Source organism: Bradyrhizobium sp. Arg237L, from assembly GCF_029990105.1.
Classification (GTDB): domain Bacteria; phylum Pseudomonadota; class Alphaproteobacteria; order Rhizobiales; family Xanthobacteraceae; genus Bradyrhizobium.
In genome coordinates, this window is record NZ_JAQMIL010000033.1 from 72,476 (window position 1) to 93,180 (window position 20,705).

General features: G+C 64.5%; 19 protein-coding genes. 5 read left to right on the forward strand and 14 right to left on the reverse strand.

The genetic code is table 11. The features are described from left to right. The first annotated feature begins 115 nt into the window (after window positions 1-115). Window positions 116-817 carry an SDR family NAD(P)-dependent oxidoreductase gene (locus tag OZ411_RS21135; protein WP_282529510.1) on the forward strand — a complete coding sequence of 234 codons (702 nt, stop codon included), beginning with the start codon at window positions 116-118 and terminating at the stop codon, window positions 815-817. A 329-nt stretch (window positions 818-1,146) separates the two neighbouring features. Here OZ411_RS21135 and OZ411_RS21140 read toward each other — a convergent pair whose 3' ends face one another. Then, on the reverse strand, window positions 1,147-1,767 hold the full coding sequence (locus OZ411_RS21140; protein ID WP_282529511.1) for a GNAT family N-acetyltransferase: 621 nt from the start codon (window positions 1,765-1,767) through the stop codon (window positions 1,147-1,149). A gap of 66 nt (window positions 1,768-1,833) precedes the next feature. After that, window positions 1,834-2,049: a DUF1127 domain-containing protein gene (locus tag OZ411_RS21145; RefSeq protein ID WP_130578270.1), complete on the reverse strand. Its 216-nt coding sequence runs from the start codon at window positions 2,047-2,049 to the stop codon at window positions 1,834-1,836. A gap of 118 nt (window positions 2,050-2,167) precedes the next feature. Here OZ411_RS21145 and OZ411_RS21150 point away from each other — a divergent pair, with 118 nt between their 5' ends. Both OZ411_RS21150 and OZ411_RS21155 read left to right on the forward strand, forming a co-directional pair. Next, complete coding sequence (locus OZ411_RS21150; RefSeq protein WP_282529512.1) at window positions 2,168-3,067, forward strand: transcriptional regulator GcvA; 900 nt, start codon at window positions 2,168-2,170, stop codon at window positions 3,065-3,067. Between the two features lie 122 nt (window positions 3,068-3,189). Further along, window positions 3,190-4,500, forward strand: a complete 1,311-nt coding sequence (locus tag OZ411_RS21155; protein WP_130578272.1) for an MFS transporter — start codon at window positions 3,190-3,192, stop codon at window positions 4,498-4,500. Window positions 4,501-4,616: 116 nt separating this feature from the next. On the opposite strand, the gene OZ411_RS21160 is transcribed toward OZ411_RS21155, so the two are convergent. From OZ411_RS21160 to OZ411_RS21170, 3 genes are read right to left on the reverse strand one after another with little or no spacing between them, the layout of a single operon-like run. Beyond that, window positions 4,617-5,030: a Rieske (2Fe-2S) protein gene (locus OZ411_RS21160; protein ID WP_130578273.1), complete on the reverse strand. Its 414-nt coding sequence runs from the start codon at window positions 5,028-5,030 to the stop codon at window positions 4,617-4,619. A 52-nt stretch (window positions 5,031-5,082) separates the two neighbouring features. Continuing rightward, a complete protein-coding gene (locus OZ411_RS21165) occupies window positions 5,083-6,192 on the reverse strand; it encodes an amidohydrolase family protein (RefSeq protein WP_282529513.1) in 1,110 nt (369 codons plus the stop codon). Beyond that, complete coding sequence (locus tag OZ411_RS21170; protein WP_282529514.1) at window positions 6,189-7,271, reverse strand: amidohydrolase family protein; 1,083 nt, start codon at window positions 7,269-7,271, stop codon at window positions 6,189-6,191. The genes OZ411_RS21165 and OZ411_RS21170 overlap by 4 nt, the downstream gene beginning before the upstream one ends. Window positions 7,272-7,429: 158 nt before the next feature. Between OZ411_RS21170 and OZ411_RS21175 the strand changes: the two genes are divergently transcribed. Further along, entirely contained in the window at window positions 7,430-7,909 is a 480-nt protein-coding gene (locus OZ411_RS21175) for a CinA family protein (RefSeq protein ID WP_282529515.1), read from the forward strand. A 182-nt stretch (window positions 7,910-8,091) separates the two neighbouring features. Here the strand turns inward: OZ411_RS21175 and OZ411_RS21180 are convergent, their stop codons facing one another. The 9 genes from OZ411_RS21180 to OZ411_RS21220 all read right to left on the reverse strand — a co-directional run bounded on the left by OZ411_RS21180 (window position 8,092) and on the right by OZ411_RS21220 (window position 18,739). Further along, window positions 8,092-9,399: an HlyD family type I secretion periplasmic adaptor subunit gene (locus OZ411_RS21180; protein ID WP_282529516.1), complete on the reverse strand. Its 1,308-nt coding sequence runs from the start codon at window positions 9,397-9,399 to the stop codon at window positions 8,092-8,094. Then, complete coding sequence (locus tag OZ411_RS21185) at window positions 9,396-11,141, reverse strand: type I secretion system permease/ATPase (RefSeq protein ID WP_282529517.1); 1,746 nt, start codon at window positions 11,139-11,141, stop codon at window positions 9,396-9,398. The genes OZ411_RS21180 and OZ411_RS21185 overlap by 4 nt, the downstream gene beginning before the upstream one ends. A 235-nt stretch (window positions 11,142-11,376) precedes the next feature. Continuing rightward, window positions 11,377-12,369 (reverse strand): ABC transporter ATP-binding protein, encoded by a 993-nt coding sequence (locus tag OZ411_RS21190; protein ID WP_130578279.1) that lies wholly within the window; start codon window positions 12,367-12,369, stop codon window positions 11,377-11,379. Beyond that, window positions 12,366-13,778: an amidase gene (locus OZ411_RS21195; protein ID WP_282529518.1), complete on the reverse strand. Its 1,413-nt coding sequence runs from the start codon at window positions 13,776-13,778 to the stop codon at window positions 12,366-12,368. The genes OZ411_RS21190 and OZ411_RS21195 overlap by 4 nt, the downstream gene beginning before the upstream one ends. Then, window positions 13,775-13,972, reverse strand: coding sequence for a hypothetical protein (locus OZ411_RS21200; RefSeq protein WP_130578281.1), 198 nt, complete (start codon window positions 13,970-13,972; stop codon window positions 13,775-13,777). Before OZ411_RS21200 ends, OZ411_RS21195 begins: the two co-directional genes overlap by 4 nt. Further along, the gene (locus tag OZ411_RS21205) at window positions 13,969-15,036 is read right to left on the reverse strand and encodes an ABC transporter ATP-binding protein (RefSeq protein WP_282529519.1); all 1,068 of its coding nucleotides are present in this window, start codon (window positions 15,034-15,036) and stop codon (window positions 13,969-13,971) included. The genes OZ411_RS21200 and OZ411_RS21205 overlap by 4 nt, the downstream gene beginning before the upstream one ends. Window positions 15,037-15,039: 3 nt before the next feature. Next, a complete protein-coding gene (locus OZ411_RS21210) occupies window positions 15,040-15,927 on the reverse strand; it encodes an ABC transporter permease (protein WP_130578282.1) in 888 nt (295 codons plus the stop codon). A gap of 4 nt (window positions 15,928-15,931) precedes the next feature. After that, the gene (locus OZ411_RS21215) at window positions 15,932-16,885 is read right to left on the reverse strand and encodes an ABC transporter permease (protein ID WP_282529520.1); all 954 of its coding nucleotides are present in this window, start codon (window positions 16,883-16,885) and stop codon (window positions 15,932-15,934) included. A gap of 198 nt (window positions 16,886-17,083) precedes the next feature. Then, on the reverse strand, window positions 17,084-18,739 hold the full coding sequence (locus OZ411_RS21220) for an ABC transporter substrate-binding protein (protein WP_282529521.1): 1,656 nt from the start codon (window positions 18,737-18,739) through the stop codon (window positions 17,084-17,086). Window positions 18,740-18,951: 212 nt separating this feature from the next. On the opposite strand from OZ411_RS21220, the gene OZ411_RS21225 reads away from it, so the two are divergent. Further along, a complete protein-coding gene (locus OZ411_RS21225) occupies window positions 18,952-20,559 on the forward strand; it encodes an ABC transporter substrate-binding protein (protein WP_282529522.1) in 1,608 nt (535 codons plus the stop codon). The last annotated feature ends 146 nt before the right edge of the window (window positions 20,560-20,705 follow it).

The following is a 20,705-nucleotide window of genomic DNA, read 5'->3' on the forward strand; positions in this document are numbered from 1 at the left end:
AGACTATCGCACATCGAATGCCGGGATGTCGCCCCATACGGTTGCGGCGTGAGAGCCAATTTCGCCGCAGCTTCCTGCCAAAGCAAAATCTTCTCCGGCAGCTCAAGGAAAGCTCATGGAAACCCCGAAATACAAGATTGCACTGATCGTCGGTGTCGGCGAAGGCCTCAGCGCTTCGCTGGCGCGGTTATTTTCGCGCGAAGGAATTCGCGTGGCGCTGGCCGCACGGCAAATCGAAAAACTCGGCGCACTCTGCACCGAAACCGGCGCGCGTGCCTTTGCCTGCAACGCAACGGACGCCGACGAGGTTGAACGTCTGTTCGGCCTGGTCGAGCGCGAGATCGGAACGCCCGATCTCGTGGTCTATAACGCGAGCGCGCGGGCGCGCGGCCCGCTGATCGACCTCATGCCGGCCGATGTCGCCAACGCAATCGCGGTCTCGGCCTTCGGCGGCTTCCTGGTGGCGCAGCAGGCAGCAAAGCGCATGCTGCCGAACAAGCATGGCGCGATCCTGTTCACGGGGGCTTCGGCCAGCGTCAAAGGCTATGCACAATCGTCATCGTTCGCGATGGGCAAGTTCGCGCTGCGCGGACTGGCGCAGAGCATGGCGCGCGAACTATCGGCAGAGGGTATTCATGTCGCGCATTTCGTTATCGACGGCGGTATCCGCAGCAAGACGCGCCCTGATCCGGAGGACCGTCCGGATTCGATGCTCGATCCCGACGCGATTGCTCTGAGTTACTGGAACGTGCTGCAGCAACCGCGCAGCGCCTGGACCTGGGAGATGGAGCTGCGTCCCTGGGTGGAGAAGTTCTAGCGCGCGCTGTCGTCCCGGCCTTGAGCCGGGACCCATAACCACAGGGAGTTGTTGTGGTGCGGGCAAGTCACCCCGTCATTGCGAGCGCAGCGAAGCAATCCATGCCTCCACTTGCCGTGCGATGGATTGCTTCGCTGCGCTCGCAATGACGGTGGGAGGCATCGGAGCACATCACGAAATCCTTTGGTTATGGGTCCCGGGTCCCGGCTACGCCAAAGGCTTCGCCGCGGCGCGCAAGCCCGGGACGACACTAGAGTGATGGCGGGCAGCCTCGTAAGCAACAAAAAGAAAAAAGCCCGGTTCTGGGGCGGCCAGAACCGGGCCAGTGATCAAACCGCAAGCGAGGAGAAAGCGGCCTTGTCGGCGGCAGCGAGCCGCCAACTGGCACATGGGATATCCCGCGGTTCGATAGCGATGTGTTTCGCAAAGCGCACCAGCTTCCAGTCGCCGGGGCTGTTGGTGAAGGCGTAACCTGCCTTTTTTGCCAGCCCGATCATGGCGTCGTTGGAACGCAAGGTGTCGCCGAACAGGTGCACCGCACCGAGCGCAGCGGCGCGGCATTCGAGATTCTTCAGGAGCGCCCGGCCGATGCCCTGGCCCTGCCAGCGGTCGTCGATCGAGACGCCGAACTCGATGCTCGCATCCTCCGCATGGAAGGCATAGCGCGCTTCGCCGACGATGACTTCGAAGCCGTCAACCATCCCGGTGGCGACCACGCTGAACTGCTCGCGCTCGCCGACATGCACGAAATTTTCCAGCACGTTCTTCGGCAGTTCGCGCATGGCGCCAAAGAAACGGTTGTAACGGGAGCGGGTCGAGAGCGAGCGGAAGTAATTCTGCAACTCCTCCGCATCGCGCGGCTCGACGAAGCGCACGGTGATCTTGTCGCCGCTGCGCGAACGCAGCACGTCGGAATACTGCTTGAGATCGTCGAGACGCAGGGTGGTCATGACACGCTCTCCGAAAGAAATTGGCTGGCGCCCCGCTTCGGCGGCGACGCCAGCATTGGCGTCATCTCATGCCCGCCAGAAGGGTTTTTCGGCTTCGTGGGCGACGTCGCTCCAGGACTTGCCGATGTCGTGGAGATCGCGCTCGGACCACTGGGCCAGCTCGCGGCGCGTCTCGTAGCGCTGATGCCAGACGTGGAGGGTCTCGCTTAATTGGGTGAAGGCCTTTGCGAACAGGCCCTGTCCATGATGATTTATCATCGATTCATGGGTGCAAGTGGACATGCTCAGCTCCTATCGCTAATCTGTCACACGCAATATCGGCGCTATTTCTGCCTTGCACAAACGACACTTTGTCCCGCTTCACATGAGATAAAGTCATATATCAGGACGGATGCAGGAGATGACCGCGAGGCTGCCTTCGCTGAACGGTTTGCGGGCCTTCGAGGCCGCGGCGCGGCACCTGAGCTTCACCCAGGCGGCCGCCGAGCTGAACGTGACGCAGACCGCGATCAGCCATCAGATCAAGCGGCTCGAGCAGGAGCTCGGCGTCCGGCTGTTCGTGCGGCAGAACCGGGCGCTGACGCTGACGCCGAAGGCGGCCGAATATCTCCCGGGCGTCCGCGCTGCCTTCAATGACCTGAAGCTTGCCACCGACCGGCTGCTGCGGCGCGAGGACGACCACGTGCTGACAGTGTCGACGCTGGCCTCGCTCGCCGCGAAATGGCTGCTGCCGCGGCTTTCCACATTCCAGGAGGCGCATCCCGGCGTTGACGTCCGCATCACCACCTCGACCAGCCTGGTCGACTTCCAGCGCGACAATGTCGACGCCGCGATCCGCTACGGCCGCGGTCAATGGCAGGGATTACGCGCCGACTGGCTGATGGCGGACGAGCTGTTTCCGGTCTGCAGCCCGTCCTTGCTCAACGGTGAGAAGCCGCTGAAATGCCCTGAAGACCTCCGCGGCCACGTGCTCTTGCACACCAGCAACGCCAACAGTGACGACTGGCGGCTGTGGCTGACGGCGGCCGGGCTGCCGGCCGACCTCTCAAAGCAGCCGGGCATCACCTTCGACCTGATCTTCATGACCATCCAGGCCGCGATCGACGGCATCGGCGTCGCCATGGGCCGGACATCCTACGTGCAGGACGACATCGCCAAGGGGCGGCTGGTGGTCCCCTTCAAGATCACGCTCCCCGCCGATGCCGGCTTCTACCTGGTCTCACCGCAGGCGCGGGCTGATTCGCCGAAGCTCGCGGCGTTCCGGCAGTGGATGGTGGCATCGGCCCAAAGCAAGGCCTGAAGACCTGAAAAACCTGCAGATTTCCGGGTGATCGACGCGTTTGCGGGTTGGTCGCGCCGCATAGCTGTGCCAAATTGCCGCGCAGACGAGGCTTTTCGTCGCAGCACGGGGAGAAGACGCGCATGGCGCCAACGAGCACGGCAGAGATACCGCAGATCAAATCGCGCATCGGCGCCATCCTGCGCGCGACCAGCGGCAATTTCCTCGAGCAGTTCGATTTCTTCCTGTTCGGCTTTTATGCGAGCGCGATCGGCAAGGCGTTCTTCCCCTCCGACAACGAGACCGCCTCGCTGCTCAACACGTTCGGCGTGTTCTGGCTGGGCGCGCTGATGCGCCCGGTCGGCGCGATCGTGCTGGGCGCCTATATCGACCGCATCGGACGCCGCAAGGGCTTGATCGTCACGCTCGCGATCATGGCTGTGGGCACGGTGGTCATCGCGATCTGCCCGAGCTATTCGACGATCGGCATTGCCGCGCCCGTCATCGTGCTGATCGGCCGGCTGCTGCAGGGCTTTTCCGCCGGCGTCGAGCTTGGCGGCGTCTCGGTCTATCTGTCGGAGATCGCAACGCCCGGCAACCGCGGCTTCTACACCTCGTTCCAGTCGGCGAGCCAGCAGGTCGCGATCTTCGTCGCCGCGATCGTCGGCTATGTCCTGAGCGAGATGATCTCGCCGGCGACGGTGTCGGCCTGGGGCTGGCGCATCCCGTTCTTCATCGGCTGCCTGATCATCCCCTTCATCTTCGTGCTGCGGCGGACGCTGGAGGAGACGCCGGCGTTCCTCGCCATGAAGCGGCATCCGTCCGCGTCCGAAGTGTTCGCGTCCGCGCTCGCGAACTGGCGCATCGTGATCCTCGGCATGATGATCGCGATCCTGACCACCACGACCTTCTACTTCGTCACCGTCTACACGCCGACCTTCGGCAAGAACGTGCTGAAACTGTCAACGCATGACGCACTGCTGGTGACGCTGCTGGTGGCAGTGACCAATTTCATCTGGAACCCGGTCGGCGGCGCGGTCTCCGATCGGCTCGGCCGCAAGCCGGTGCTGCTGACGATCGCCGGGCTTTCCTTGATCACGGCCTATCCTGCACTGCACTGGCTGGTTGCCGCGCCGACCTTCGGCAAGATGCTGGCGGTCGAGATGATGTTCTCGTTCTATTTCGGCGTCTACAGCGGCACCATGCTCGGCTGCCTGGTCGAGATCGTGCCGGCGCATGTGCGCACCACCTGCTTCTCGCTGGCCTTTGCACTGGCGGCGGCGCTGTTCGGCACGTTCACGCCATTTGCGTCGACCTGGCTGATCGACCACACCGGCGACAAGGCATCGCCGGGCTTCTGGCTGATGCTCGCGGCAACGCTCGGCATCATCGCGACCTTGACGGTCTATCGTGGCGGCGAGCGAGTCGAGGCGCGCGAAGCGGTTGCCGCCTGACGGAGCAATTACCGGGGAGCGCGAAGCCGTAGGGTGGGCAAAGCGCAGCGTGCCCACCATCGCGAGCACAGCATGAAATGGTGGGCACGCTTCGCTTTGCCCACCCTACAACTCCACTACAAATCCACCACGACGTAGTCGCTTTCCACGGACACCGCGATAGTCTCCGCGACATACGGACCCTTCACCACGTTCGTGCCCGGCTCGACATTGACCGGATAGGCCCGCGCGCGGAAGCGCTTGGGGTCGCAGTAGGACTGGCCGGTGCGGATGTCGAATTCCCATCCGTGCCAGGGACAACGGATGATCTCGCCGAGTTTCGTGTACTCGATCTCGCCCGGATCGGACGATTGCGCGAGCCCGATCAACGGTCCCTCGCACAGCGAAGCGCCCTGATGCGGGCAGCGGTTCAAGAGGCCGAAGAACTCGCCCTTGACGTTGAAGACCGCGATGGGCCGGCCGTCGATCTCCATGAACTTCCGTGTGCCCGGCGGCAGTTCATTCACCGGGGCAACCACATGCCTGACCATCAGCGATTCTCGCGCATGATCTTTTCGGAAAACCGGTTCCCACTTTTCCGGATCATGCGAGCCCGTACAGCTTGCGCGCATTGTCGAGATAGAACGCCTGCTTGTTGGCGTCGCTGACGCCGGCCGGCAGCACGCGCGAGGGCTCGTCATAGTCCCAATGCGGGTAGTCGGTCGCGAACAACAGCCTGTCCCAGCCGATCCACTCGATGATCTGGAACAGATGCTCGCGGCTATCAGGATCCTCCATCGGCTGCGTGGTCCACCAGATATGGTCGCGGATATAGTCCGACGGCTTGCGCCTCAGATGCGGCACCTCGGCATGGAGCCGCTCGAACACCTTGTCGAGCCGCCAGGCCAGCGACGGCGCCCAGCCGAAGCCGGCCTCGACCATCACCATCTTCAGTTTCGAAAAACGCTCGAACACGCCTTCGAGCACGAGGCTCGCCAGCGCGGTCTGCTGGCATTGCGAGTGGCCGACCATCTCCTCGATGTAGAAGCTCGGCCAGCCGGAGGCGGTGATGGGATTGCCGCCGAAGCCGAAGGCATGGACGCCGACCGGAAGCCCGGCTTCCTCCGCGGCCTCATAGATCGGCCAATAGCGGCGCTGGCCGAGCGGCTCGACATTGCGGCTCAGCAGCAGCACCTGCACGAAGTTCGCATCGCCGGCGCGCCTGCGGATTTCCGCGGCCGCGGCCTGCCCGTCCTCATTGGCGACGACGACAGAACCCTTGAGGCGCGCGTCCTTGCTGGTCCATTTCTCGATCTGCCAGTCGTTGATCGCGGAACAGATCGCCGCCGCCAGATCCTGATTGCGGATGCCCTGCCCGGTGTTGAGCGGGTTGAGCACGCCGAGCGCGACATTGTTCGGATCGAGATGCTGCTGCTGCATGAAGGAGAGCGAGGAGCCCTGCGGCCCGCCTTCCGGCGGATAGGCGTCGCGGCGCGACGCATTCGGCTGCGCCTTGGGATAGGGCGGGCCACCCATTATGCCCTGATAGGGATGCACACCGAAGGTTTCGAGATGTGCGTGCCAGCGTTCGGCGAGGAATGGATAGAGCTCAGTTTGGGTAGCGCGCGCCGGATGGATGTCGCAATCGGCGATCGCGGTCTTGATGCTGGTGGACGATGCCGCATCGGGACGTTCACGAATCTGGACGTTCATGGCGTCGTCTCCTTCACAGGTAGCTTCAACCGGCTATAAGTCGCGAGCGGATTGTCGATCATGATCTTGCGGACCAGGTCGGGCGAAATCCCCTTCGGCAGCACCTCGTCGCCGTCGAATTGCCAGTGCGGATAGTCGGTCGAGAATAGGAGCAATTCGTCCGACTGCATATGGTCGAACAATCGGTTCAGCGTCTCGCCTTCCGGCGGCGCATCGACCGGCTGCAGCGAGAAGCGGATGTTGCTGCGCACAATCTCCAGCGGCGCGCGATCGACCCACGGCGTCTCCATGCGGACGCCGCGCCAGAACTTGTGCAGGCGCCAGAGATAGGGCGGCAGCCAGGTGAAGCCGCTTTCCAGCATCACCATTTTCAGGTTCGGATGGCGGGCGAACACACCCTCGACGATCAGGCTGGTCAATTGCGTCTGGAACGCCTGCGCCTGCGCGACATAATCCTCGATGTGATAGGAACCCCAGCCCACCGAGGTCGGCGGGTTGTGATAGGCGCTGCCGGCGTGCACGCCGATCGGCAAGCCCAGGCGCTCCGCCGCGGCATAGATCGGCCAATAGTGCCGCTTGCCCAAGGGCATGTCGCCCATAACAAGCATCAGCACCTGGACGAAGCGCGGATCCCTGGCGCAGCGCTCGATCTCCCTCACGGATTTCTCGATGCTCTGCACGGGGATCACGATCGAGCCGCGCAGCCGATCGTCCTTGTCGAGCCATTCCCTGGCGAGCCAGTCGTTCAGCGCGCGGCAGAACGTATCAGCCATGTCCTCACTGAACACCATCTGCACGCCATAGAGCGGATTGCAGATGCCGTAGGCGATGCCGAACTTGTCGAGCGCCTGACGCTGCACGTCGGCAAGATCGGAGCCCGGCTTGCCCTGCGCCGGCCGCCAATCCGGCCGCGCCGAGATCGGCGAATTGACCGGATAGGATTGCGAAAGCAGATCGGTCATGCCGCGCGTCGTCACCTGATCGCGCCAGTAGTCGTTCATGTACGGCAACAGGCTGGTCAGATGGGGCACGGCGGGATGCAGGTCGCAATCCACGCCACCCCCGATCGGCGACGTCATGACGTTTCCTCGTTTAAGCGCGTGCGCCGCACCCGTTGATTGCTCTGCATTCAAGCAGGCCTGCCACTAGCCCGCAACTCGGCAGGAGCCGAAGTGATGTGCTAGGAAGGAAGGACGCCCCGGAGAATTTTCATGGCAAACAACAAGAGAGGCGGCCGATGAACGAACTGGTGTCCATTGCGGAAAAGATTGCAGCGAGGCTAATCGAGCGGAAGCAGACGATTGCAGTGGCGGAATCCTCGACCGGCGGCCTGATCTCCGCCGCGCTGCTCGCCGTGCCCGGCGCCTCCGCCTATTTCATCGGCGGCGGCGTGATCTATACCCGCGATGCGCGGCGCGTGCTGATGGACATTCCCAACGAGACGATGAAGGGCATCCGCTCGGCATCGGAACCTTACGCAAAATTGCTCGCGAGCCAGATCCGCACGCGCCTTGCGACCGACTGGGGCCTGTCTGAGACCGGCGCAGCGGGACCGGCCGGCAACCGCTATGGCGACGCGGCGGGCCATAGCTGCATGGCGGTAGCGGGGCCTGTGGAGGCCGCGATCACGCTCGAGACCGCGAGCTGCGACCGGCAAGCGAACATGCAGGCGTTCGCGAAGGCCGCGCTGAATTTGCTGCTGGAGAATTTACGGTAGCTCGTGGTCCCAACGAACGGGGGCGCGACAACGTGAAGTGTTGCCGTCATTGCGAGGAGCGATAGCGACGAAGCAATCCATGTCACCACTTGCGGAGGCATGGATTGCTTCGCTCCGCTCGCAATGACGGAGAGGAGGCACGGCAGTTCCTCGTCGTCGTCTTAAGCCCGGGACGACAAGACTCACTTCTCCCGGAACGAGCGCATGAACTGGTCGCTCAGGGGCTTCATCAGATAGGACAGCATGGTGCGGTCGCCGGTCTGGACGAAGGCTTCGACCGGCATGCCCGGGATAACCTTGACGTCGCCGAGGCGCTTGATCTCGTCCGGCGGCATCGAGACGCGGATGGTGTAGAAGCTCTGCCCGGTGCGCTGGTCGGTGGTGACGTCGGCCGAGACGCGGTTGACGACGCCGCTGATCTCCGGCGTGGTGCGCTGGTTGAAGGCCGATAGGCGCAAGAGCGTCTTCTGGCCGATCTGCAGCTTGTCGATATCCTGCGGATTGACCTTGGCCTCCACCGAAAGAGCGTCGGCCTGCGGCACGATCATCATGATGGCATCGCCCGCGGTGATCACGCCGCCGACGGTGTGCACCGTCGACTGCAGCACCATGCCGTCCTGCGGCGCCCGGATGTCGATGCGGCGAAGCTGGTCTTCGGCAGTCACCTTGCGCTCGACGAATTCGCCGATCTTGTCGTTGGTCTCGCGCAGATCCTTGGAGACCTCGGCCAGCATATCCTTGTCGACCTGGATGATCTGCAGCTCGGTCTCGGTGATCTTGCCCTTGGCCTGCGCGCGGGCAGCGATGTATTGCGCCCGTTCGCCGGCGAGCCGCGCAGCGTCGCGCTCGAGCGTGTTCAGGCGCGTGAGCTGTACCAGACGCTGGTCATAGAGCTGGCGGACGCCGACGAGCTCCTGCTGCACCAGCTCGATCTCCTTGTCCTTGGCGACCTCCTGCGCCCTCAGGCCCTCGATCTCCTCCTTGAGCTGGGTAACGCGCTCGCGCAGTTGCGCCCTCTGGCCGATGCGGCCGTTGACGCGGACCTCGAACAGCTTGGTTTCGCTCGCCAGGACGTCGCGGACGTCGGGATCCTCGGCGCGGCCGGCCAAGACCTTCGGAAAGACGATCCTGTCGCGGCCCTGCTGCTCGGCCTCCAGACGCGCCGCGCGCGCATAGAGCCCGTTGAGCGTCTTGACCACGATCGCAAGGCTCGCCTTCACCACCGTCTCGTCCAGCCGCACCACGATGTCGCCGGTCTTGACGAGGTCGCCGTCGCGCACGCGCACCTCGCCGACCACGCCGCCGGTCGGGTGCTGCACCTTCTTGACGTTGGAATCGACCACCACCGAGCCCGGCGCGATCAAGGCGCCCGAGATCGGCACGGTGGAAGCCCAGCCGCCGAAGCCGCCGGCCACCACCAGCACGACGACGAGGCCAACGACCAGATGCAGCCGGATCGAGCGCTGCGCCCTGCGCGATTCTTCGCTCATGATTTGGCTCCCGCATCGGAGACGATCTTGATCGGCGGCGCCGGGGCGACGCGCGGCTGCAGCACCTGCGCCAGCACGGTTTCCTTCGGGCCGAAGGCCTGTATGCGGCCTTCCTTCAGCACCAGGATCTGGTCGACGCCCTCGATCCCGATCGGCCGATGCGCCACCACCACCACAATGGCGCCGCGCTCGCGCGCCGAGCGCACCGCCCGCGTCAGCGCCTCGTCGCCTTCGCTATCGAGATTGGAATTCGGCTCGTCCAGCACGATCAGGAACGGATCGCCATAGAGCGCGCGCGCCAGCGCGATCCGCTGCGCCTGGCCGGCCGACAGCGCCGTGCCCTGCTCGCCGACCTGCGTGTCGTAGCCCTCGCGCATCTTGATGATCATCTCGTGCACGCCGGCTTCCTTGGCGGCGGCGATGATGTCGTCCGACTTCGCTTCCGCGTCGAAGCGACAGATGTTCTGCGCCACCGTGCCCGCGAACAGTTCGACGTCCTGCGGCAGATAGCCGACATAGCGGCCCAGCACGTCCGGCGACCATTGGTCGAGCGCGGCGCCGTCGAGCCGCACCTTGCCGCGGAACGGCATCCAGACGCCGACCAGTGCGCGCACCAGCGATGACTTGCCTGAGCCGCTGGGACCGATGATGCCGACGCCGCTGCCGGCTTCGAGCACGAACGCCACGTCGGCCACGATCACCCGCTGGTCGCCCGGTGCCGCAAGCGAGACGGCCTCGACCGACAGCCGCTTGGTCGGCGCCTGCAGCACGGTCTGAGTGCCGGCCGGCGGCATCTGCTGCAGCAGCCGGCTGAGCCGATGCCAGCTCTGCCGCGCAGCGACAAACCCCTTCCAATGCGCGATCGCGAGATCGATCGGCGCCAGTGCGCGGGCGCTGAGGATGGAACCCGCGATGATGATGCCGCCGGTCGCCTCCTGGAAGATGACGAGATAGGCGCCGACCGCGAGCACCGCGGACTGCAGCATCATCCGCAGCACCTTGGCGACCGCGCCGAGCCCGCCGGCAACGTCGCTCGCGCGCTGGTTGCCCGCGAGATAATTCTCATTGGCCTCGCTCCAGCGCCGCTGCAGCCGGCCGGACATGCCCATCGCAACCAGCACTTCAGCGTTGCGGCGGCTCGCCGCCGCGAGATCGTTGCGACGGGCGGCGAGCGTCATGGCCTCCTTGGCGGGGCTGCGCGACATGAATTCGGTGATCAGCGTCAGCGTGATCAGGATGATCGCGCCGACCAGCGCGGTGACGCCGAGCAGCCAGTGGAAGGCGAAGCAGATCGCCATATAGAGCGGCAGCCATGGCAGGTCGAAGAACGCGCCCGGCCCCTGGCTGCCGAGGAACGACCTGACGTTGTCGAGATCGCGCAATGGCTGCAGGCCTTCGGTGCGATTGCCCATCAGCAGCGGCAGGCGCACGATGGTGTCGAACACACGGGCATTGATCGCCTCGTCCAGCGAGGTGCCGATCCGCCCGAGGATCCGTCCGCGCAGGAGATCAAGCACGCCCTGGGCGATGTAGAGGCCGGCGGCGAGCACGACCAGGCCGACCAGGGTCGGCACGCTGCGGCTCGGCAGCACGCGGTCGTAGACCTCCAGCATGAAGATCGAGCCGGTCAGATACAGAACGTTGATCACGCAGCTCATCAGGCCGACGCCGATGAAGGCGGCGCGGCAGGCGCGCAGCGCATCGCCGAGTTCGGAACGCCGGACGCCGGGAGCGGCTGCCATGAATGCTTATCTCTGCAAAAAGGGTCAAGTATTGACCACGTTTTACCGATGTTTGTGGCCAGCGTCTATTTATGTCGCGGCAGCCGCATTCTGGTTGCGTTAATTTCGGCGCAGTTCCGCACTGCGCAACCGTCAGGTCCAGGAAGGTTAATGACGGCCGCCGACTTCGTAGCCCGGGTGGAGCGGAACGCGAAACCCGGGACAACTGCGTCGGCGTTGGCGAGTGGTCCCCGGGTTACGCTAGCGCTTCACCCGGGCTACGGAGAGAGACTTCGGCCAGCACGCACCGCGCGATGCGGTCCGGCGTGACCTGCACGGCGGGCGGCAACTGCTCGGAGCAGCGCGGCTGCGCCTGGCTGCAGCGCGGCGCGAAGGAGCAACTGGTCGGCGCACGGTCGAGCGAGGGGGGCGTGCCCGGGATCGTCTCCAGCCGCTCCCCGCGCTTGGCGCCATGGATGGTCGAGGCCAGCAGGCCCTTGGCGTAGGGATGGACCGGAGAACGCACGATGCCACGGAGACTGCCCTGCTCGACGATCTGCCCGGCATACATGACGGCGACGCGGTCGCAGATCTCGATCGCGACCCCGATGTCGTGGGTCACGAAGATCACGGACATGCCGAATTCGCGCTGTAACTCGCGCAGCAGGAGCAGGATCTGGATCTGCACGGTGGCATCGAGCGCGGTGGTCGGCTCGTCCGCGAGCAGGATCTTCGGCTTGCAGGCGAGCGCAAGCGCAATCATCGCGCGCTGGCGCATGCCGCCTGACATCTCGTGCGGATAGGATTCGAGCCGGCGCTTGGCGGAGGGAATGCGCACCACCTCCAGCATCTCGAGCGCACGCGCCGTCGCCTCGCGCTCGCTCTTGCCCTCATGCCGCATCACGGTTTCCGCGATCTGGCGGCCGATGGTGTAGACCGGATCAAGCGCGAGCGCCGGCTCCTGGAAGATCATCGAGACGGTCTGGCCGCGAAAATTCGACAGCGCCTCGTCGTCCATCGCCAGCACGTCCTGTCCCAGCACCTTGACGCTGCCCGAGATCTGCGTCCGCTTCTTCGGCAACAGCCGCATCAACGCGCGCAGCGTGACGCTCTTGCCGGAGCCGGATTCGCCGAGCAGGCCGAGCACCTCGCCCTCACCGAGCGAGAGGCTCAGATCATTGACGGCGTGCACCGTGCGTTCGCCGGTGAAGCGGATGTTGAGATCCCGGACTTCGACAAGATTGGTCATGCGAGCTTCGGCACCTTGGCGTGGAAATCGGTGGTCCGCTGGAACGCCGCGCCGATGCGGAGCAGCGTGGCTTCCTCGAAGGAGCGGCCGATCAGTTGCATGCCGACCGGGAGCCCTGCACGGGTGAAGCCCGAGGGGATCGCCAGCGACGGCAGGCCGAGATAGTTGACCGGGCGGGTGAAGCGCGTCAGCCGCTGGATCACCGCCTCGGCGCCAGGGCCATTGCCGACATCGCTCTCGGCGATCGTCGGCGCAGGCACCGGCGCTGCCGGGGCAATCACCGCATCCAAGCCGGCAACCGCGGCATTGTAGGCCGCAAGGGCCGGGCCGCGCCAGCGCATCGCCTCGAGATAGCTGACGGCGGGAACCGCGAGCCCGTTCTGCAGCCGCATCAACACCTGCGCGCCGTAATCCTGCGGACGCTCGATCATCCAGCGCTTGTGGAAGGCGGCCGCCTCGGCGGCAAGCACGATCTGGGATGCCGAACTGAGCTGGCGCTGGTCGGGCAACTCGACCTTGACGATCTCGGCGCCCTCGCGCTTGAGGACGGCGATGGTCTCGTCGAGGATGCGCGCCACCTCGGAATCGAGATCGTCGACATAGAAGGCAGTCGGCAGGCCGATCTTGAGGCCTTTCAGCGAGCCCTTGGCGGCTTCGAGATAATCCGGCACCGGCAGCGTCGAGGCGGTCGGATCCTCAGGGTCGCTACCTGCCATCAGGCCGAGCAGCAGCGCGCAATCCTCGGCGGTCTGCGCCAGGGGGCCGACGGTGTCGAGCGATTGCGACAGCGGCATTGCGCCGGCGCGGCTGACGCGGCCGACGGTCGTCTTCAGTCCGGTGACGCCGCAGAAATGCGCGGGCATGCGGACCGAGCCGCCCGTGTCCGATCCCAGCGCCGCAAATGTCAGTCGCGCGGCAACCGCCGAACCGGAGCCGGAGGAGGAGCCGCCGGTGATGTGGTCGACATTCCAGGGATTATGGACCGGGCCGTAATGCACATTGTGGCCGGTCGGGCCATAGGCGAACTCGACCATCTGCAGCGAGCCGAGCCGGATGGTTCCGGCATCCTTCAATCGCTGCAGCGCGGTCGCCGTGGTCTTGGCGACAAAGTCGCGGCGGATCAGCGAGCCGCAGGTCACGACCTTGCCGGCCTCGTAATACATGTCCTTGTGCGCGAGCGGCACGCCGTGGAGGACGCCGCGGCTCCTGCCCTTCGCGAGTTCCGCATCCGCTTCATCGGCGGCGGCGAGCGCCTGTTCGGACTCGATGGCCATGAAGGCGTTGAGGTTGGGCTGCCACTCCGCGATGCGGTGCAGCAAGGCTCGCGTCACCTCGCGCGATGAGACTTTCTTCTCGGCGATCGCTTTCGTGACTGCGGTCAGCGACATCAAGGCAAGTTCGCTGCTCATTTCGACACCTTCGCGGTCTGCGCGAGGAGGAAGCTCGCGGGCTCGAGATCGAACGGCAGCGTGCCGGCGACCGGCGCAAAGCCGGCGAAAGCCGGGCTGATCGAATTGGAAATCCGCGCCGCGACTTCGCCGTCGACGGGAACGCCCGCGACGTCGGCCATCGCCATGGCTTCCTTCGGACTGGGTTTCGTCATGCCGCCTCTTCCTCCCTTGCCGGTGCGCGGCTATGCCCCGAGCCCGGAATAGCCATGTAGCACGCCGCCTGATGACCCGTACTATCGAGCGTGGTCAGTTGTGGAGTGGCTTTTGCGCAGAGCGGCTCCGCAAACGGGCAGCGGGTGTGAAACCGGCAGCCCGGCGGCGGATCGATCGGGTTCGGCGGATCGCCCGAGATCGGCGGCACCTCGGTGCGCTTGTCCGGATCGGAGGACGGCATCGCCGCCAGCAGCGCGCGCGTGTAGGGATGCGCAGGTTGATCCCACACTTTATCGACCGGGCCGAGCTCGACGACTTCGCCGAGATACATCACGAGCACGCGGTCGGAGATGTAGCGGACGACATTGAGGTCGTGGCTGATGAAGAGATAGGTCAGCCCGAACTCGCGCTTGAGGTCCGCGAGCAGGTTGAGCACCTGCGCCTCGACCGATTTGTCGAGCGCGGAGACGGCTTCATCCAGGATCACCAGCCGAGGCGACAGCGCCAACGCACGCGCGATGTTGACGCGCTGGCGCTGGCCGCCGGAGATTTCGTGCGGATAGCGGTTGGCGAAGTTTTCCGGCCGCAGGCCCACCTTGCCGAGCAGCTCTCGCGCCAGCGCGCGCGCCGCGCTATCTGCCATGCCATGCACCTTCGGGCCGAAGGCGATGGATTCCTCGATGGTGAGGCGCGGATTGAGCGAGGCGTAGCTGTCCTGGAACACCATCTGCATGCCCCTGCGCAATTCGCGTAGCGACAATGCGCGGCCGACCTGCATGCCGTCATAGATGATTTCGCCGGCATCGCGCTTCATCAGGTGCATCAGGAGCCGCGCGGTGGTCGACTTGCCGCAGCCGGACTCGCCGACGATGCCGACGGTCTCGCCCTTGGCGATCGTGAAGGAGACATTGTCGACCGCCCGCACGGTCTTGCGCGCGCCGAACAATTCGCCGCGCACCGGGAAGTGTTTGGTCAGGCCGTTCACCTGAAGCAGCGGCTGCGCGGCGCCGCCGACGTCCTCCACGGGGGCAAGCATGTCGATGTGTGAATGCATCTCGCTCATGCCTCAGTTCCGGATATCCATGGCGCTGCGCATGCCGTCGCTCAACAGGTTGAAGCAGATCGAGACTGCGAAGATCATCACACCCGGCAGCGCCGCGACCCAGGGGTTGACGTAGATCGCGGTGCGCAGCGTGTTCAGCATCAGGCCCCATTCCGGCTCCGGCGGCTTGGTGCCGAGGCCGAGGAACGACAGGCCCGCGGCGAGGATCATCGACACCGAGATCAGGCCGGTCGCGTAAACGAAGATCGGGCCCAGCACGTTGCCGAGCATGTGCACGCGCATGATGGTGAGCGGACCCGCACCGGAGGCGCGCGCGGCTTCGACGAAATCCATGTTGCGCACGCCGGTCGTGACGCTTTCGGCGACGCGGGTGATCTGCGGCACGAACACGACGGTGAGCGACACGATGGAGTTGACGATGCCCGCGCCAAGCGCGCCGGAGATCGCGATCGCGAGCAGCACCGAGGGGAAGGCGTAGAACACGTCGATGGTGCGCATGATCGCGGTATTGAGCTTGCCGCCAACATAGCCCGCAACCAGCCCAAGACCGGTGCCGATCACGAAGGCCAAGATGACAGGCAGGATGCCGATGATCAGCGACAGCCGCCCGCCATAGACGAGACGCGACAGCATATCGCGGCCGAGCTCGTCGGTGCCGAGCAGATAGCCTGATGTACCGATGTGGCGCAGGCGGCGAATCATCGAGCCCTGGTAGGGATCGGCGAGCCCGAGCCATGGCGCGAACAGTGCCGCCGCAAAGATCAGGATCAAGATGAGCGCGCAGGCCATGCTGACCTTGTCGCGCATGATGCGGCGGCCGACGGTAGCCCAATAGCCTCGCGCCTTCGTCGCGGGGGCTGCTTGCAGTGCGAGATCGGTGATCGTACTCATCGCGCTAGCCTCGCTTGATCCGCGGGTCGATCGCGGCCTGCGTGATATCGACCAGGAGGTTGAGCAGCACGAAGAACAGCGCCAGCACCAGGATCGTGCCCTGCAACAGCGGCAGGTCGCGCTGGAAGATCGCGGAGTTCAACAGCAATCCCGAGCCCGGCCAGGAGAACACGGTCTCGATCAGGATCGAGCCGCCGAGCATGTAGCCGAGCTGCAATCCCATCACCGCGAGCGCTGTGGGGGCCGCGTTCTTGATGACGTGGCGGAACACGTTGGTCTCGCGCAGGCCCTTGGCGCGCAAGGCCTCGACGAAATCCTGCGACAGGATATCGCCGGTCAGCGCGCGCACCGTGCGGGTGACGATCCCCATCGGGATCACCGAGCTCGTGACCGCAGGCAGGATCAGATAGCGCAAGTGGTCCCAATCCCATGCCCAGGCGCCGGAGCCGCCGGGACCGGCGCCGACCGCGGGCAGCCAGTTGAGCTGCACCGAGAAGATGATCACCAGCACCATGCCGAGCCAGTAATGCGGCACCGAGACGCCGGCGATCGCAAAGGAAGTCGCGAGCTTGTCGATCCAGCTATCGCGGAAATAGCCGGCGATCAGCCCGAACAATAGCCCGAGCGTGAAGCCGATCATCGCGGCAAAGATCGCGAGCATCACAGTGTTGCTGACGGCGCGCATCACCTCCGACAGCACGGGCCGGCCGGTCGCGATGGAATTGCCGAGATCACCGTGCACAGCGCGCCACAGCCATAGCCCGAACTGCACCGGCAGCGGACGGTCGAAGCCATAGGCGGTGCGCAATTGCTGCGCCAGTTCCTGCGAGGCGTCGGCCGGCAGCACCGCGACCAGGGGATCGCCGGGCGTGATATGCACGAGCAGGAAACACACCAGCGCGACGCTGATGACGATCGGGATCACATAGACGATGCGTCTGGCGATATAGGTAAACACGAGTCACTCGCTTCTTCCCTTCTCCCCTTGTGGGAGAAGGTGGCGCGCATGAAATGCGCGCCGGATGAGGGGTTCTATCCGCGGATGCTAATGCTAAGGAGAGGCCTCTATCCGCGGAGGCAGACCCCTCACCCGGCTTCGCGTTCCGCGAAGCCACCCTCTCCCACAAGGGGAGAGGGTGAACAGCGCAACTTGCGCCTATTGCGTCATCGAGACCGGCGAGAAGTCGACGAACCAGCTCTTCGGCTGCACGAAGCCCTTGACCTTCGCGCTCATCGCGCGCGGCGCGACGTCGTGCGCGACGTAAAGGAACGCGGCGTCGTCGACGGAGGCCGCATGCAGCTCGGCGAGCGCCGCATCGCGCGCGGCGGGATCAAAGCTCTGGCGGGCCTTGGTCACCAGTTCATCGAATTTGGGGTTGTTGATATAGCCCCAGTTGTTCGACACCGGCGGCGCCATCGACGACTGCAGGAAGCGCACCAGCGCGAAGAACGGATCCATCGCCGCATAGGTGACGTTGGTCGCGTTCGAGCCATTGGCGGTCGGATCCTTGGCACCGCGCCGCCAGTTGGTGAACAGCGTGTTCCATTCGATCACGTCGAGCTGCACGTCGAAATAGCATTCGGCGAGCGCCTGCTGCAGATATTCATTCATCGGCAATGGCAGCATCTGGCCTGAACCTGACGCCGATGTCTGGATCTTCACCGTCAGCTTCTTGTTCGGACCATAGCCCGCTTCCTGCATCAGCTTCTGCGCGGCAGGCTTGTCGTATTTGATCTGGAAGGTCGGATTGCCGCGCCAGGGATGGCCCGGTTCGAACGTGCCGGTCGCAGGCACCATCAACCCGGCGAGCAGGCCGTCGCGCAGACCTTCGCGATCGACGCAGAGATTGGCAGCCTTGCGGACGCGGATATCGTTCCACGGCGAACCCTCGATGCGGGAGAACTGCCACGGCCAGACATGCGGCTCTTCATTGCTATAAAGGACAAAGCCGCGCTGCTTGATCTCGGGCAGCGCGTCGGGTGCCGGCGCCTCGACCCAATCGACCTGACCGGAGAGCAGCGCCGCGGTGCGCGCATTGGCTTCCGGCATCGGCAGCAGCACCATCTTGTCGACCTTGGGAACGCGCGCCTTGTCCCAATAGGCAGCGTTCTTGGCGAGTTCGAGCCGCTCGCGCGGCGTGAATTTCGTCATCTTCCACGGGCCGGTGCCCGAAGCGTCCTTGGCGAAGGCAGCCCAGGCGGCCTGCGATTTCGCCTTCGCATCGGCGCCTTCGGAAGTGTCATAGAACTTCTGCCACTTTGCCGGGCTCGCCATGAACAGGTTGGTCAGGTTGATCGGCAGGAAGCTGTCCGGCTCCTTGGTGGTGAGTTCGACCGTCATGTCGTCGATCTTGCGGGCCGAGGCCAGCGTCGGCATGCGCGAGGCGGTGACGCCGACCTGGCTCGGATCGAACTGCGGTGCATCCTGCTTGAGCACCTTGTCGACATTCCAGACAACGGCATCGGCATTGAACGGCGAGCCGTCATGGAAGGTGACGCCGGGACGCAGCTTGAAGATCCATTTCTTCTTGTCGGCATCGTCGACCTTCCACTCGGTCGCAAGGCCGGGGATGACGACGCTCGCCTTGTCGGCCGACGACAGGTCCCACATCGTCAGCGCGTCGTACATCGTGAGCCCGGTGAAGCGGTTGCCCTCGAAGCCCTGATCGGGCTGCCCGAGTGTGCGCGGAATATCGGCAGCGGTCATGCCGATGCGCAGCACTGTTTCGGCGCCGGCTGCGCGCGGCAGGGCGGCCAGCGCAATCGCCAGCGCCGCCGCCAGCGCCATCGCTTTGGTTCTCTCAGTACGCATTGCAAAGGTCCCTTCTTCAACTTCGGGTGATTAATTGTTGGGCAATCGTATGCAATGCCTGTGCCAAGGGGAATAGTTCTGCGGAAAATCGCCCCGGGATGCGTCGATTCTTCTCAGTCCGTGCCGCGGGACGGAAAGATGTGCCTATTCTGGCATCAAGCTTGCTTGGTTGGCATCCGGTATTCGGAATACGTCAACGGAGCTTTGGTAACATGCGCACCCGATATTCGATTCTCGTAGCTGCTTTGGCGCTTGCCATCGGCGCAGGCTGGAGCAGCAAGCCGGCGCAAGCCGAATCCGTGGTGCGCTACGGAATCTCGATGGCGGATATCCCGCTCACGACCGGCCAGCCCGATCGCGGCGCAGGTGCCTATCAATTCACCGCCTATACGATCTACGATCCGCTCGTCGCCTGGGAGATGGATGTCGCCGACCGGCCGGGCAAACTGGTGCCCGGCCTCGCCACGGAATGGAAAGTCGACGACAAGGACAAGACCAAGTGGCGCTTCACGCTGCGCAAGGGCGTCAAGTTCCACGACGGCAGCGACTTCAACGCCGATGCCGTGATCTGGAATCTGGACAAAGTGCTGAACGACAAGGCACCGCAATTCGACAAGCGGCAGAGCGCGCAGGTGAAGACCCGCCTGCCCTCGGTCGCGAGCTACGCCAAGATCGACGATTTCACCGTGGAGATCACGACCAAGACGGTCGACTCCTTCTTCCCCTACCAGATGCTCTGGTTCCTGGTCTCGAGCCCCGCGCAATATGAAAAGCTCGGCAAGGACTGGGACAAGTTCGCAAGCCAGCCTTCCGGCACCGGCCCGTTCAAGCTGACCAAGCTCGTGCCGCGCGAACTCGCCGAGCTCACCAAGAACGAGGACTATTGGAACAAGAAGCGCCTCCCCAAGGTCGACAAGATGGTGCTGATCCCGATGCCGGAGGCATTGACCCGCACCAACGCGCTGCTCGCAGGGCAGGTCGACCTGATCGAGACGCCGGCGCCTGACGCCGTGCCGCAGCTCAAGGCCGCCGGCATGAAGATCGTCGACAACGTCACCCCGCATGTCTGGAACTATCATCTGAGCGTGCTGCCCGGCTCGCCCTGGACCGACATCCGCCTGCGCAAAGCGCTGAACCTCGCGATCGATCGCGATGCCGTAGTCGGGCTGATGAATGGATTGGCAAAACCTGCCAAGGGCCAGGTGGACCCCTCGAGCCCATGGTTCGGCAAGCCGACCTTCGACATCAAATATGATCTCGCCGCCGCCAAGAAGCTGGTGCAGGAGGCCGGCTACTCCAAGGAGAAGCCGCTGAAGACGACCTTCATCATCGCCCAGGGCGGCACCGGACAGATGCTGTCGCTGCCGATGAACGAATTCCTGCAGCAGAGCTTCAAGGAGATCGGCATCGACGTCGACTTCAAGGTGGTCGAGCTCGAAACTCTCTATACGCATTGGCGCAAGGGCGCGGCCGACGAGATGAACGCCGGCATCACCGCCAACAACATCGCCTATGTGACCTCGGACCCGCTCTACGCGATCGTCCGCTTCTTCCATTCCGGCCAGATCGCGCCTGTCGGCGTCAACTGGGGCGGCTACAAGAACCCGAAGGTCGATGCGCTGATCGACGAGGCCAAGCAGACCTTCGACACCACCAAGCAGGACGAACTGCTGGCGCAGGCGCATGCACTGATCGTCGACGATGCCGTGCTGGTGTGGGTAGTGCACGACACCAACCCGCATGCGCTGTCGCCCAAGGTCAAGACCTTCGTGCAGGCGCAGCACTGGTTCCAGGACCTGACGCAGATCGGGCTGCAGTAGCGACACGAATTGTAGGGTGGGCAAAGCGCAGCGTGCCCACCATCCCGTGCGGAGTTTGAATGGTGGGCGCGCTTCGCTTTGCCCACCCTCATATGGGGCTTAGTGAGTCAAGGCTCTCAACGAACAGGGTTGGGTTGGGTTTTTGC